At 73.6% G+C, this 14,174-nt stretch carries 13 protein-coding genes; 10 read left to right on the plus strand and 3 right to left on the minus strand.

Features of this window, described 5'->3' with window-relative positions; translation table 11 throughout:
- Positions 1-1,328 precede the first annotated feature (1,328 nt).
- From ACTVAJ_RS05285 to ACTVAJ_RS05295, 3 genes are all read left to right on the plus strand, one after another.
- On the plus strand, positions 1,329-4,703 hold the full coding sequence (locus ACTVAJ_RS05285; RefSeq protein WP_470386911.1) for a pyruvate carboxylase: 3,375 nt from the start codon (positions 1,329-1,331) through the stop codon (positions 4,701-4,703).
- A 154-nt stretch (positions 4,704-4,857) separates the two neighbouring features.
- On the plus strand, positions 4,858-5,262 hold the full coding sequence (locus tag ACTVAJ_RS05290) for a hypothetical protein (protein WP_470386912.1): 405 nt from the start codon (positions 4,858-4,860) through the stop codon (positions 5,260-5,262).
- Entirely contained in the window at positions 5,259-6,086 is an 828-nt protein-coding gene (locus ACTVAJ_RS05295; protein WP_470386913.1) for a helix-turn-helix domain-containing protein, read from the plus strand. The genes ACTVAJ_RS05290 and ACTVAJ_RS05295 overlap by 4 nt, the downstream gene beginning before the upstream one ends.
- A gap of 66 nt (positions 6,087-6,152) precedes the next feature.
- On the opposite strand, the gene ACTVAJ_RS05300 is transcribed toward ACTVAJ_RS05295, so the two are convergent.
- Positions 6,153-6,371, minus strand: a complete 219-nt coding sequence (locus ACTVAJ_RS05300; protein WP_470386914.1) for a type II toxin-antitoxin system antitoxin — start codon at positions 6,369-6,371, stop codon at positions 6,153-6,155.
- 16 nt (positions 6,372-6,387) lie between these two features.
- Entirely contained in the window at positions 6,388-7,296 is a 909-nt protein-coding gene (locus ACTVAJ_RS05305) for an SPFH domain-containing protein (protein WP_470386915.1), read from the minus strand.
- Between the two features lie 103 nt (positions 7,297-7,399).
- On the opposite strand from ACTVAJ_RS05305, the gene ACTVAJ_RS05310 reads away from it, so the two are divergent.
- Entirely contained in the window at positions 7,400-7,897 is a 498-nt protein-coding gene (locus ACTVAJ_RS05310) for a PH domain-containing protein (RefSeq protein WP_470386916.1), read from the plus strand.
- A complete protein-coding gene (locus tag ACTVAJ_RS05315; protein WP_470386917.1) occupies positions 7,894-9,681 on the plus strand; it encodes a PH domain-containing protein in 1,788 nt (595 codons plus the stop codon). The genes ACTVAJ_RS05310 and ACTVAJ_RS05315 overlap by 4 nt, the downstream gene beginning before the upstream one ends.
- 20 nt (positions 9,682-9,701) lie before the next feature.
- On the opposite strand, the gene ACTVAJ_RS05320 is transcribed toward ACTVAJ_RS05315, so the two are convergent.
- Positions 9,702-10,064 carry an STAS domain-containing protein gene (locus ACTVAJ_RS05320; protein WP_470386918.1) on the minus strand — a complete coding sequence of 121 codons (363 nt, stop codon included), beginning with the start codon at positions 10,062-10,064 and terminating at the stop codon, positions 9,702-9,704.
- Between the two features lie 385 nt (positions 10,065-10,449).
- Here ACTVAJ_RS05320 and ACTVAJ_RS05325 point away from each other — a divergent pair, with 385 nt between their 5' ends.
- The 5 genes from ACTVAJ_RS05325 (at position 10,450) to ACTVAJ_RS05345 (ending at position 14,173) form a co-directional block, all read left to right on the plus strand.
- Complete coding sequence (locus ACTVAJ_RS05325) at positions 10,450-10,986, plus strand: NUDIX hydrolase family protein (RefSeq protein WP_470386919.1); 537 nt, start codon at positions 10,450-10,452, stop codon at positions 10,984-10,986.
- A gap of 159 nt (positions 10,987-11,145) precedes the next feature.
- Positions 11,146-11,505: a metallopeptidase family protein gene (locus tag ACTVAJ_RS05330; RefSeq protein ID WP_470386920.1), complete on the plus strand. Its 360-nt coding sequence runs from the start codon at positions 11,146-11,148 to the stop codon at positions 11,503-11,505.
- Between the two features lie 106 nt (positions 11,506-11,611).
- Positions 11,612-12,268 carry a nucleoside/nucleotide kinase family protein gene (locus ACTVAJ_RS05335; protein ID WP_470386966.1) on the plus strand — a complete coding sequence of 219 codons (657 nt, stop codon included), beginning with the start codon at positions 11,612-11,614 and terminating at the stop codon, positions 12,266-12,268.
- Between the two features lie 70 nt (positions 12,269-12,338).
- Positions 12,339-12,959 (plus strand): TetR/AcrR family transcriptional regulator, encoded by a 621-nt coding sequence (locus ACTVAJ_RS05340; protein WP_470386921.1) that lies wholly within the window; start codon positions 12,339-12,341, stop codon positions 12,957-12,959.
- A complete protein-coding gene (locus tag ACTVAJ_RS05345) occupies positions 12,956-14,173 on the plus strand; it encodes an FAD-dependent oxidoreductase (protein ID WP_470386922.1) in 1,218 nt (405 codons plus the stop codon). Before ACTVAJ_RS05340 ends, ACTVAJ_RS05345 begins: the two co-directional genes overlap by 4 nt.
- Position 14,174: the final 1 nt, after the last annotated feature.

Raw genomic sequence — 14,174 nt, forward strand, 5'->3', positions numbered from 1 at the left:
AGGAGCGAGAAGGCGCCTCTGACTCCGGACCTCACGGGAGACTCAACCGTGCTGGCCTGGGGTTTTCTCGTTCCGGGGGTCGGTGTCCGATCGGATCAAAGGTCCTCGGGGGTCATTCTTCGGACAGCTTGTCCCGCCAGCGCTGTAGGACCTCTTTGCTGGTTTGTGTGTCGGGGTGGTCGGGTCCCAGGATGCGCAGTCGGTCGGCGAGCAGGTCGTTGAGCGCGGTGGCGGGCCCGGGCCCGCGGGGTCACGGAACGCCACAACGCCCCGCGAGATGCTGACTCACCTGCACGCACCTCACACCGAGGTGATCCCAGCGACTTTGAAGATGGACGAAAGCCGTAAAACAGACCATGCGCGAGGTATGACCGTTCAGCAGACACAGACGTGGAGCCCCAGGTAGAAGGCGAGGTGTCGAATCCTGCCGGGCTACCGTGAAAGGCTCCACGTGGTCACCTGTCCTGCCATCCTCGACGTGCCCGGGGAAGGAAGCCGTTCTCTTCTGCTCCCGTCTCCTGACCGTCGAACGCGCACCGCGCGGCACCCGCAAGGGGACCCGTGCCCTGGCCTGCGCCCATCAGGCAGTGATGGCCCTGTGCCACGTCCGTGACGGACCCGATCCCGCCACCCGGGCCCGCGGCCCGCTCCCGTGTGCTCGACGCGCTCTGTGCCTTCGCGACCAAGGACCTGCCCACGCTGGCCGATCCGGGGTACGAGAATGCCGGAATCGGCGTCATCACCCCCATCAGGCAGCCGAGCCGGGACCGCCGCCGACTCTGGACGACCGCACCCCCAACACGCTCCAACGGGGCGTGCGCTGTCGGGGCGAGCGCGGGTTCGCGCTGCTCACTCGGCGGTGGCGGCTGCCACAGCACATCACCGCCAGCCCCGGCAAGATCGGGGACATCGCCGGAGCCGCCCTTGTTCTCACGCACTTCGAACACGGGCGCCGGACACAAAACTCGCTGGGAGCAGCTCATCACGTGCTTCCTGACCACGCTACGGAACGTCACGGAACGCTGGCCCCCATGCCCCTGGGAAGGCATGATGGGTGGCATGGCTACCGGCAGGACGGACCTGGGTCCACCCCCGCCCACCGTCGAGGATCTTCAACGACGGCCCTCCCCCTGAGCGTCGCCCCCAGCGGCGCGTCGCCCTCGGCCACTGGCGCGAGCACCCGGCTCCTGCTGTACGCCGCCCCGGTGTCGGCGCCGAGGAGACCGGCCAACTATCGTGCACCTGACCGTGTGCGCGGAGCGACGAACACCGGCAACGGCGCCGAGGGTTCCGACCTCACCACGGCCGGAGACTCAGGAGGCGCCTGTATGTTCCAGAAGATCCTCGTGGCCAACCGAGGAGAGATCGCGATCCGCGCCCTGCGCGCGGGCAACGAGTTGCGTGCGAGGACCGTCGCGGTCTTCCCGCACGAGGACCGCAACTCACTGCACCGGCTCAAGGCCGACGAGGCCTACCAGATCGGGGATCCGGGCCACCCCGTGCGGGCGTACCTGTCCGTCGGGGAGATCGTGCGGACCGCCCTGGAGGCGGGCGCGGACGCCGTCTACCCCGGGTACGGCTTCCTGTCCGAGAACCCCGAGCTGGCCAGGGCGTGCGAGGAGGCCGGCATCACCTTCGTCGGGCCGCCCGCCGACGTGCTGGAGCTGACCGGGAACAAGGCCTCCGCGGTGGCGGCGGCCAGGGCGGCGGGCGTGCCGGTGCTGGGCTCCTCCGAGCCCTCCACGGACGTGGACGCCCTGGTGGCCGCCTCGGAGGAGGTCGGCTTCCCGCTGTTCGTCAAGGCCGTCGCCGGGGGCGGCGGCCGGGGGATGCGCCGGGTGGACGCCCCGGGGGCGCTGCGCGAGGCCCTGGAGGCCGCCATGCGCGAGGCGGGCGCGGCCTTCGACGACGCCACCGTGTTCCTGGAGAAGGCCGTGGTGGAGCCCCGCCACATCGAGGTGCAGATCCTGGCCGACGGCCGGGGGGACGTCATCCACCTCTTCGAGCGCGACTGCTCGGTCCAGCGGCGCCACCAGAAGGTCGTGGAGCTGGCCCCCGCGCCCAACCTCGACCCTGAGCTGCGCGAGCGGATGTGCCAGGACGCGGTACGGTTCGCCCGCACCATCGGCTACCGCAACGCGGGCACGGTCGAGTTCCTGGTGGACCGGGACGGAAACCACGTCTTCATCGAGATGAACCCGCGCATCCAGGTCGAGCACACGGTGACCGAGGAGGTCACCGACGTCGACCTGGTCCAGGCCCAGATGCGCATCGCCTCCGGGGAGACCCTGGCCGACCTGGGGCTGAGCCAGGACTCGATCACCCTGCGCGGGGCCGCGCTCCAGTGCCGGATCACCACCGAGGACCCCGCCAACGGGTTCCGCCCGGACACCGGCACCATCAGCGCCTACCGCTCCCCCGGCGGGTCCGGCATCCGGTTGGACGGCGGCACCGCCGCGGCGGGCACCGAGGTCAGCGCCTACTTCGACTCCCTGCTGGTGAAGCTGAGCTGCCGGGGACGGGACCTGCCCACCGCGATCAGCAGGGCCCGCCGCGCGGTGGCCGAGTTCCGCATCCGCGGCATCGCCACCAACATCCCCTTCCTGCAGGCGGTCCTGGACGACCCGGACTTCCAGCAGGGCCGGGTCACCACCTCGTTCATCGAGGAGCGGCCCCACCTGCTCACCGCCCGCCCCTCCGCCGACCGCGGCACCCGCCTGCTGACCTACCTGGCCGACGTGACGGTCAACAAGCCGCACGGGGAGCGCCCGCACCTGATCGACCCCGTGGCCAAGCTGCCCGCGACCGGCGGGGACGGGCCGCCGCCCGGATCGAGGCAGCGGCTGGCGGAGCTGGGACCGGAGGGGTTCGCGCGCTGGCTGCGCGCGTCCGACACCCTGGGGGTCACCGACACCACCTTCCGGGACGCCCACCAGTCGCTGCTGGCCACGCGGGTGCGGACCAAGGACCTGCTCGCCGTGGCGCCCGCGGTGGCCGACACCCTGCCCGGGCTGCTGTCCCTGGAGTGCTGGGGCGGCGCCACCTACGACGTGGCGCTGCGGTTCCTGGCCGAGGACCCCTGGGAACGGCTGGCGGCGCTGCGTGAGGCGGTGCCCAACATCTGCCTCCAGATGCTCCTGCGCGGCCGCAACACCGTGGGCTACACCCCCTACCCCACCGAGGTGACCTCCGCGTTCGTCCAGGAGGCCGCGGCGACGGGCGTGGACGTGTTCCGGGTGTTCGACGCGCTCAACGACGTGGAGCAGATGCGTCCGGCGATCGAGGCGGTACGGGAGACCGGGACCGGGGTCGCGGAGGTCGCGCTGTGCTACACCTCGGACCTGTCCGACCCGAACGAGCGGCTGTACACGCTCGACTACTACCTCTCCCTGGCCGAGCGCATCGTGGCGGCGGGCGCCCACGTGCTGGCGATCAAGGACATGGCGGGCCTGTTGCGCGCACCCGCCGCAGCGAAGCTGGTGACGGCGCTGCGACGCGAGTTCGACCTGCCCGTGCACGTCCACACGCACGACACCGCGGGCGGGCAGCTGGCGACCTACCTGGCCGCGGTGAACGCGGGCGCGGACGCGGTCGACGGCGCGGTGGCCTCCATGGCGGGGACGACGTCGCAGCCGTCGCTGTCGGCGATCGTGGCCGCCTTCGACCACTCCGAGCACCCGACCGGGCTGAGCCTGGAGGCGGTGAACGCCCTGGAGCCGTACTGGGAGGCCGTGCGCCGGGTGTACGCGCCCTTCGAGGCGGGCCTGGCCTCGCCCACCGGCCGGGTCTACCACCACGAGATCCCCGGCGGCCAGCTCTCCAACCTGCGCACCCAGGCCATCGCCCTGGGGCTGGGCGACCGGTTCGAGGACATCGAGGCGATGTACGCCGCAGCCGACCGGATGCTGGGCAGGCTGGTCAAGGTGACGCCGTCGTCGAAGGTGGTGGGCGACCTGGCCCTGCACCTGGTCGGCGCCGGGGTCGCGCCCGAGGACTTCGAGAAGGACCCGGGCCGGTTCGACGTGCCCGACTCGGTGGTCGGATTCCTGCGGGGCGAACTCGGTGTGCCTCCGGGTGAGTGGCCCGAGCCGTTCCGCACCAAGGCCCTGGAGGGGCGGGGCGCGGCCCGGCCGACCGAGGAGCTGACGGCGGAGGACCGCACCGGGCTGGCCGAGGACCGCCGCGCGACCCTGAACCGCCTGCTCTTCCCCGCACCCGCACGGGAGTTCCAGGCGCACCGCGCCTCCTACGGCGACACGAGCGTGCTCTCCAGCCCGGACTTCTTCTACGGGCTGCGCGAGGGCGAGGAGCACGTGGTCGACCTGGAGCCGGGCGTGCGTCTGCTCATCGGGCTGGAGGCGGTCAGCGAGGCCGACGAGCGCGGTGTGCGCACGGTGATGACCACCCTCAACGACCAGCTCCGCCCGCTCCAGATCCGCGACCGCTCGCAGTCGTCCACCCTGCGTGAGGCGGAGAAGGCGGACCGGACCGACCCCGGGCACGTCGCCGCGCCCTTCGCCGGCGTGGTCACGCTGGCCGTGTCGCCCGGGGAGCGGGTGGAGGCCGGTGCCACGGTCGCCACCATCGAGGCCATGAAGATGGAGGCGTCCATCACCGCGCCGAGGGCGGGCGCCGTGTCCCGGATCGCGATCGACCGGGTCCAGCGGGTGGAGGGCGGCGACCTGATCCTGAGCGTGGACTGAGCGCTCCCCGCCACCGGCCGCGCCGACGGAGCCGGGCGCCCCGCACGGGGCACCCGGCTCCCTTCCGTTTGAGCATGACCTCCCGGGTAATCGACGCGTTGACCCCTGCGCGGCGAGACTGGACGCGCCACTTCCGAGAACCCCAGGAGGTACCGTGGCCACCCTGCTCCCCACCACCGACGCCCAGCCGCTCCGCCTGGCCCTGCGCGTGGACGGTCTGGCCTGCGCGGGCTCCGGGCTCGTCCTGCTGTTGGGCGCGCCCCTCCTTCCCGAGCTCCTCGGTCTTCCCCTGGCGCTCGTGCTGTCCGCGGGGGCCTTCCTGGTCCCGTTCGCCGCGCTGGTGTGGGTGCTGTCCTGGCGCCCGTCCCCTGGAGCGCGCGAGGTGTTGCCCGTGGTCGCCGTGAACGCCCTGTGGGTCCTGAGCTCGGCGGCGGTCGTCCTCCTGGCCTCGCCGACGGCGTTCGGTGCGGCCCTCGTCCTCGGCCAGGCCCTGGCCCTCGCGGCGGTCACCGCGGCCGAGGCGGTCGCGCTGCGCCGGGCCACCCGGGAGGCGGTGTGACCGCGGAGGCGACGGCGACGCGGGAGCCCGCGTTCGGCCCCCTGCTGAGGTCCTGGCGCAACAGACGGCGGATCAGCCAACTGGACCTGTCCCTGCGGGCGGAGATCTCCACCCGGCACCTCAGCTTCGTGGAGACCGGACGGTCCCGGCCCAGCCGGGAGATGGTCCTCCTCCTGGGCGAGAGCCTGGACGTGCCGCTGCGGGAGCGCAACCGGCTCCTGCTCGCCGCCGGGTACGCCCCCGCCTACACGGAGGCCCCGCCGGAGGGGCCGGAGCTGGAGTCGCTGCGCGCCGCGGTACGGGAGGTGCTCGCCGGGCACGAGCCGTTCCCGGCGTTGGTGGTGGACCGCTCCTGGACGCTGTTGGAGGCCAACTCCGCCGTCGGTGCGCTCCTGGAGGGGGTCGCCGAGGAGCTGCTGACCCCGCCGGTGAACGTCCTGCGTGTGGGGCTGCACCCGGAGGGGCTGGCGGCCAGGATCGTCAACCTGGGCGAGTGGCGGGCCCACCTGCTGGACCGCCTGCGCAGGGAGGCGGAGTGGACCGCCGACCCCGGCCTGGCGGAGCTGTACCGGGAGCTGCGCGCCTATCCGTGCGCGGACCCCGAGCCCCCGCGCGGCGGCGCGGCCGGCGCGCTGGCCGTGCCGCTGCGGCTGCGCCACGGACGGGGTGAGCTGGCCCTGCTGTCCACGGTGGCGACCTTCGGTACGCCGGTGGACGTCACCGTGTCGGAGTTGAGGATCGAGTCGTTCCTGCCGGCCGACCGGGCCACCTCCCGTGCCCTGCACGCGGCCGTGGCCGGGGCGGCCGACGAGGGCCGCCCCTGAGCGGCCGCCCGTGTCGGCGGCGGTGACCGGATCCGCGTGGTCGACGGGGCCGGGTACCCGGCCCCGTCAGTCGTCTGCCTCCCCCCGGGGCCGCGCCTTGCGGGGGCGGCCCCTCCGGGGGATGTCGCGTACCTCCTTGGGCATGCGTCCGGCGTCGTCGAGCGCACGGCGCAGGAGGAACTCGATCTGGGCGTTGGTGCTGCGCAGCTCCTGCCCGGCCCAGCGCGCGAGCGCGTCGTGGACCGCGGGATCGAGCCGCAGCAGCACCTTCTTTCGCTCGGACACGGCCACCTCGTCCCGGCTACTGGTACAGGGTCCCGGTGTTGACGACGGGGTTGGTGGGACGGTCGGAGCACAGCACCACCAGCAGGTTGCTGACCATGGCGGCCTTGCGCTCCTCGTCCAGTTCCACCACCTCCTGCTCCGACAGGCGCTCCAGCGCGCGGTCGACCATGCCGACGGCGCCCTCGACGATCTCCCGGCGGGCGGCGATCATGGCTCCGGCCTGCTGGCGCTGGAGCATGGCCTGGGCGATCTCCGGCGCGTAGGCCAGGTGGGTGAAGCGGGACTCCACGACGGTCACCCCGGCGGCCTCGACCCGGTCGGCGACCTCCTTGGACAGCTGACCGGTGATGAGGTCGGCGTCGTCGCGCAGGGAGGGAACCTCCTCGGCGTCGTAGGAGTCGTAGGGGTGGCGGCCCGCGATGTGGCGGACGGCGGCCTCGGTCTGGGTGGAGACGAACTGGACGAAGTCGTCGACCTCGAAGGTCGCCCGAGCGGTGTCCTCGACCTGCCAGACCACGACGGCGGCGATCTCGATGGGGCTGCCGGAGGCGTCGTTGACCTTGATGACGGAGGTCTCGTGGTTGCGGATGCGGGTGGAGATGGTGCCGCGCAGCGTGAAGGGGTTGACCCAGCGCAGACCGTCGGTGCGGACGGTGCCCACGTAGCGGCCGAACAGCTGCACGACGCGCGCCTCGTTGGGCGAGACCATGGTCAGTCCCAGGGACAGCACCCCGCCCGCGAGGGCCAGGACCACGCCGACGGCCAGCATCGCCAGGGGCAGGCCGGCCAGGGTCAGGGCCGCGACCGCGGCTCCGGCCAGGACGAGGACGCCGCTCACGGCCGTCATCAGGAGTCCGTCCCTGCTGCGGGCGTCGTACTCGCGGTACTGGGGGTTGGGGCGCGGGGCCCCGGTGGGTTCGCTCATGTCAGTGGCCTCTCGTCCAGGTGATGACTCCAGCATAGCATTGTGATATCACTTTTTATTGACAGGCCCGTTCGGGCCCCGACCGAGAGGAGATGCGGACGCGATGAGCAGCGACGCTCCGCGCTTGCGCCCACCCCACCACCGCGTCGACCGCCGCGCCGTCTGGTGGTGGACCACCCGGTCGCTGGCGGTGACCGTGGTCCTCACCGCCGTGCCCGTGGTCCCGGCCCTGATCTGGGCCCCGCCGCGCCTGTGGTTCCTGCTCGCGGCGGCGGTGATCGGCGGTCTCGGACTGCTGGTCACGGTGGTCATGCCGCAGTGGCGGTACCGCGTCCACCGGTGGGAGGTCACCGACACCGCCGTCTACACCTCCAGCGGCTGGATCTGGCAGGAGTGGCGCGTGGCGCCGATGTCGCGGATCCAGACCGTGGACACCGACCGCGGCCCCCTCCAGCGGGCGTTCGGCCTGTCCAGCGTGACCGTGACGACGGCGTCCGCCGCCGGGCCCATCGAGATCACCGGGCTGGACGCCGCCGTGGCCACCGACGTGGCCGAGCGGCTGACCGAGACCACCCAGGCGACCCCGGGAGACGCGACATGACCTCCCCCGACGGGCTCCCCCCGCAGGCTCCGGACGGCCACCGCGCCGACTCCGACACCCCCGACCGCGCCGACCCCGAGGTCCCCTGGCAGCGGCTCCACCCGCTGTCGGTGTGGGCCAGCGCCACCGTGACCGGGATCGTCCTCGTCCCCTCGGCGATCGTGGGCACGGTCGTGCTCGCCGTGCTGGGCCAGTACCCGTGGGTGTTCTTCCCCCTTCCCGGAGCGCTCGTCTTCCTGGCCCTGACGACCTACCTCGACCTGCTGCGGCTGCGCGCCACCCGGTACCGGGTGACCGAGGAGCGCATGGAGGTGCGGTCGGGGATCGTCGCCAAGTCCTACCGTTCCATCCCGCGCGAACGCGTACGCAGTGTGGACGTGGCCGCGCCGCTGTTCGTCCGGGTGTTCGGACTGTGCTCGGTGACGGTCGGCACCGGCGAGAAGGTCGGCTCCGGCGGCTCCGACCAGCTCCAGCTCGTCTTCGTCACCGCCGGGCAGGGCGAGGTCCTGCGGCGGGACCTGCTGCACCGGCGGGCCCCGCAGCGGTCCGGCGCCGCCGCCGACACGGACGCGCACGGCACCGGGACGGCCGGGGCGGGGACGGTGGAGGAGACCGCCGACGAGGTCGAGCTCGCCCGGCTCACCCCCGTGTGGCTGGCCTACGCCCCGGCGACCGCCGCCACCCTGGGCGTCGGCCTCGGTGCGATCGCCGCCCTGCTGGGAATCAACGCCCAGACCAGCGGTGTGGGCTGGGACTGGGTCTCCGGCCGACTGGGGCTGCCGACACCCGAGGAGATGTCCTCGTTCGTGATGGCCCGGCTGCTCATGGTGGTGCCGCTGTCACTGCTGGCGCTGCTGGTGTCGGGGGTGGTGGTCCTGACCCTGGCCGCGGTGGAGACCTGGTGGAACTACCGTCTCACCCGCGAGCACGACGGCACCGTGCGGCTGCGCCGGGGACTGCTGACGAGCGTGTCGCTGTCGGTGGAGGGACGGCGGCTGAACGGTGTCACCCTGCACGAGCCGTTCGTGCTGCGCTCGGTCGGCGGCGCGGACGTGCGGGCCGTGGCGACCGGCCTGTCCGCCGCCGACGAGAAGAAGACCAGCGCGAAGAGCCGCCTGTCCCCCGGCATGCCCCGGGCCCGGGCACGGGCGCTGGCCGCAGATCTCATGCGGGAGGAGGACTCCCCCCTGGACGTGCCGCTGACCGCCCACCCGCGGTCGGCGCTGCGCCGCCGGTTCACCCGGGCCGGGTTGGCCACGGTGCTCGGCGCGGCGGCCGCGGCGGCGCTGGCCTGGGTGCACGCCCTGGCCACCGAGACGTGGTGGGAGCACGCGATCCGGGCGGAGCAGGAGTTCGCCCCGATCCCGCTGGCCACCCCGGTACTGCGGACCACTCCGGGCTGGGGCTGGGCCGTGCTGGCGGTGCTCCTGGGCGCCGGGGCGTTCTGGTACGCGGTGGGCTCCTACCGGGGCCTGGGCCACGGTCTGCACCCGCGCTACCTGGTGGTGCGCCGGGGCATGGCGGCGCGCGACACCGTGACCCTGGAGCGGTCGGCGGTGATCGGATGGCGGATCACGCGGTCGCCGTTCCAGCGGTGGGCGGGCCTGGCCGACGTGGCGGCGACCACGGCGGCGGGTTCGGGCATGTACGCGGCGGCGGACGTCGGGCTGGGCCAGGGGCTGGCCTGGGCGGACGCCGCGGTTCCGGGGCTGCTGGAACCCTTCCTGGTCCGGGAGGGCGCCGACGCGGCCGGCGGCCGGGAGCCGGGCGCGGCCAGGGAGTAGGGGGGCGGGGTCGGCCCCGGTCAGGGGGTCCCGGTGGCCGGGCCTCCGGACACCGGGGCGCCGTCCACCCGCAGCCCGCTGGTGTGGGTCAGGGCCATCTCCACCAGCGGGTAGATCTCGAACACCCGGCCCATGGCGAGCGCGTCGAGCACCCGCGCGGCGATCGGCGCCGGTTCGGCGAGGACCATGTGGCGGCCCTCGCGGGTGAGGGTCCGGGAGACGGACAGCAGGGCGCGCAACCCGCTGGCGTCGAAGAAGTCCAGGCCGGACATGTCCACGACCAGGCAGTCGCACCGCGACTCGTGCGCGGCCCCCAGCAGCCGGTCGCGCATGCGGTCGGCGGTGGCGAGGTCGACTTCGCCGTGGACGGGGACCACCGTCACTCCCGTACAGGCGAAACGTTCCTGGACAGAGAACCGGGCATCACTCGCCACTCGGGCCACCTCTCACCGGGCGTAACCTATCCACTACGCAACCGCGTACGAGATCGTAACCTCTCCAGTGATGCCACGGGAGGCTTTTCGCGAGAAAAACCCGGGAAATCTCGCCGATAGCGGATCCGACCCCTCCCCACCCCTCTCGGACACTCCCGAACCTCCACCCGCACCGTGCTTTCCGCCCGCCGGTGCGGTAGAAGCGGTACTGCACACGTGCGCCCCGCCCGGCGGGTCCGGGCGCGGGTCCGACCCCCAGGGTCACGACGAGAGCGAAGGGAGGGAGCGGCGTCCGCGTCCCCGACCGTTCCCGGGGCGCCCCGCCGCGCACCCCATGACCGAGACCGCAGACACCCAGCCCGGCTGGTTCTCCTCCGCGGAGCTGGAGAGCATCCGCGGACGCATGCCCGTGCTCTACGTCCAGGCCGTACCCGTGCGCGTGGACGAGACCGGGACGGTGACGCACCTCGGCCTGCTCATGCGGGCGGCCCCGGACGGCACGTTCAGCCGGTCGGTCGTCTCGGGCCGCGTGCTCTACCACGAGCGCGTGCGCGACGCACTGCTGCGGCACCTGGAGAAGGACCTGGGGCCGGTCGCGCTCCCGCGCATCCCCACCTCGCCCCAGCCCTTCACGGTGGCCGAGTACTTCCCCACTCCGGGGATCACGCCGTTCCACGACCCCCGCCAGCACGCCGTGGCCATGGCCTACATCGTCCCGGTGTCCGGCGACTGCCAGCCGCGCCAGGACGCCCTGGACCTGGTGTGGCTGACACCCGAGGAGGCGGCCAACCCGCTGGTGCACGAGGAGATGGCGGGCGGCCAGGGGGTGCTGGTGCGCCAGGCCCTGGCGCACGTGGGCCAGGCGCCCTGACCGGTCGGCGCCCCGCCGGGCGCGCGTCCGGCGGGGCGCCGGGGAAGTCTCCGGCGGCGGCCCGGCGTTCCACCGGTGGGGGCCGACCCGCGCCGTCGCGCCGGGCGGGGCCGCCCCTCCTTCCGCGGCCGCGGAAGTCCGACCCGGAGGTGAGTGCGCGTGAACACCGACGCGATGGACCTGGACGCGTTCGAGGACCTGGTGAGCCGGTCCTTCGCCGCGCTCCCCGCATGGGTGCAGCGCACCATGGCCGACGTCGCTCTGCTCGTCGACGACCAGCCGCCGTCGCACGAGTCCGGGCAGCTGCTGCTGGGGCGCTTCGTGGGCGTGCCCCGCACACGGCGGGGCCGGCGCGTACCGGGGAGCCTGCCGGACCGCATCGAGCTCTACCGGGTGCCGATCCTGCGCACGTGCCGCTCACCGGGCGAGGTCGAGGAGAGGGTGGCCATGGTCCTGAAGCACGAGATCGGGCACGCGCTGGGCATGGGCGAGGCGCGGTTGCGGGAGTTGGGCTACTGACACGCCCGCGCCCCCTGCGGGCGCACCCGGCCCCGATCGCCGCGCACCGGGGTGACGGTCCGGCGGTTCGGGTAGATTCGTCCGCGTGATCGAAGACCCTCGGCCCGTGTCCGACACCGTGGTCACCGACGCCCTCGCCCTCCTCCCGGCGCCCTCGCACGGCAACGGCGTACGCGCCGTGCTGGGCCTGGCGGGCGCCCCCGCCGCCGGGAAGTCGACGCTCGCCCGCCGCCTGGTGGCCGAGATCAACGACCGCACCGCGCCGGGGACCGCCGGGTACCTGCCCCTGGACGGCTTCCACCTGTCCAACGCCCAACTCGACCGGCTCGGACGCCGCGACCGCAAGGGCGCGCCGGACACCTTCGACGCCCACGGCTACGTGGCGCTGGTGCGCCGCCTGCTGGAGGAGACCGACCACCCCGTCTACGTACCCGACTACGACCGCGACCTGCACGAGCCGGTCGCGGCCCGCCACGTGGTCGAGCCGCACACCCGCCTGGTCGTCACCGAGGGCAACTACCTCGCCAACGACGAGGACCCCTGGCCCCGGGCACGCGCCCTGTTCGCCGAACTCTGGTACGTGGAGGCGCCCGACGCGGTGCGGGAGCAGCGCCTGCACCGGCGCCAGCGCGCGGGCGGGCTGACCGACGACGCCGCGCGCGACTGGGTCGAACGCAGCGACCGGCCCAACGGTGAACTGGTCAAACGCTTCCGACGGAACTGCACGCGCGTGGTGCGCGGGGACGCCCTCCAGCGCGGCTGAGCGCGGGAGCCGCGGGGGGCAAAGGATTGGGCACTTGACCCGGGGCCCCGCGCACCCCTAGTTTGGTCATATGCCCAAGGCAAATGACCAAACATCGGAGACACCGTCCGCCACCTCCGCGGAACGGGGCCGGAGCAGCCGCGCCAAGCTGCTCGCCGCCGCCGTGGAGCTCATCCCCGAGGTGGGGTGGAACGCGGTCACCACCCGGCTCGTGGCCGCCCGGGCCGAGGTCCGGCCGGGGCTCGTGCACTACCACTTCGACTCGTTGGAGGCCCTGCTGCGCGCCGCCGTCGACTCGGTCCTGACCGAGGTGCTCGACGCCCCCCTGGCCGCGTTGACCACCGCGGGCGACCCCGTCGGGGGCCTGCTGGCGATGCTGCGGACGATGGACGCCTACTCCGGCGACGACCCCGCCTCCGTCCTGTTCGCGGAGGCCTACCTGGCCGCCACCCGCGACCCCGAACTGCACGCGACCATGTCCCGCATCCTGGTGAGCACCCGGTCGGCGATCACCGCGTGGCTGGCCGAGAACGACACCCCCCAGCCCGAGGCGGTCGCCGAGGTGCTGTGCGCCTTCCTCGACGGCGTCGTCCTGCACCGCGCGCTGATCCCCGTACCCGGGCCGGAGGCCTACACCGAACCCCTGCGCCGCCTCCTCGCGGCGCCCGACCCACAGGAGGGAAAGCGATGAGAGCGGTCATCGTCGGCGGAGGCATCGCCGGTCTGGCCACGGCGTGGTGGCTGCGGCGCGCGGGCTGGGAGACCACCGTGGTCGAGCACCGGGCCGAGCAGCACGGAAGAGTCGATCCCGACGCGGTCGCCACGGGGACGATCCCGGGCGGCTACGTCATCGACTTCTTCGGACCCGGCTACGACTCGATCCAGGCCATGGGGCTGCGCGACCGGCTGCACTCCCACGACCTGCGCCTGGAGGGGATCCAGTACCGGACGGCCCACGGCCAGCGCACCGCGCGCATGGGCGGCGACGCCACCCAGCGGCTGGGCGGCGGGCGCCTGGTCTCCCTCCTGCGCGGAAACCTGGAGCTGACCCTGCGCGAGGCGCTGGGAGCGCGGGCCGACGTGCGCCACGGGCTCAGCGTCGCCCGTGTCGAGCAGGACACCGACGGGGTCTCGGTGGAGCTGACCGACGGCACCGTGGAGCGGGCGGACCTGCTCGTGGGGGCGGACGGCACGCACTCCCGGGTGCGTGAGCTGGTGTTCGGTCCCAAGGAGCGGTTCCGCCGCTACCTGGGTGCGCACACCGCGGCGTTCCTGTTCGAGGATCCCGAGGTGGCCACAGCCCTGGGCCGCGAGCTGCACATGCTGGAGGCGCCCAGGGTGCAGGCGGGCCTGTACCGCCTGACCGAGACCACGGGGGCGACCTTCCTGTGCCACCTGGCCCCGGACGGCTCCCTTCCCGCGGACCCGCGCGCCCGGCTGCGCGAGGTCTACGCGGACATGGGCTGGTACCTGCCGCGCCTGTTGGAGGAGTGCCCCGCGCGGCCGTTCTACGACGAGGTCGAGCAGATCGTCGTGCCCGCGTGGTCGCGCTCCCGGGTGGTGCTGGTCGGCGACGCCTGCCAGGCGGTGTCGCTGATGGCGGGCCAGGGCGCGAGCATGGCGGTGGCCGCGGCCGAGGTGCTGGGCCGGGAGCTGGGCGAGGCGGGGGCCTCCGGCCCGGAGATCGCGGCCGCCCTGTCCCGGTACGAGGGCCGGGTCAAGCCCGTGATCGAGACCAAGCAGGCGGCCGGGCGGCGGCTGGCCCGCTGGTTCGTGCCCGCCTCGACCACCCGGATGCTGGTGCGCCGCCAGCTGCTGCGCCTGGCGGCCACGCCCCTGGCCGACCGGGTGGCGCGGCCCTTCCTGGCCAGCCCGAAGCTCGCCCCGGACCGGCAGCGCGCCTGAT

Source organism: Nocardiopsis sp. KDC1DS13DA1, assembly GCF_055632325.1.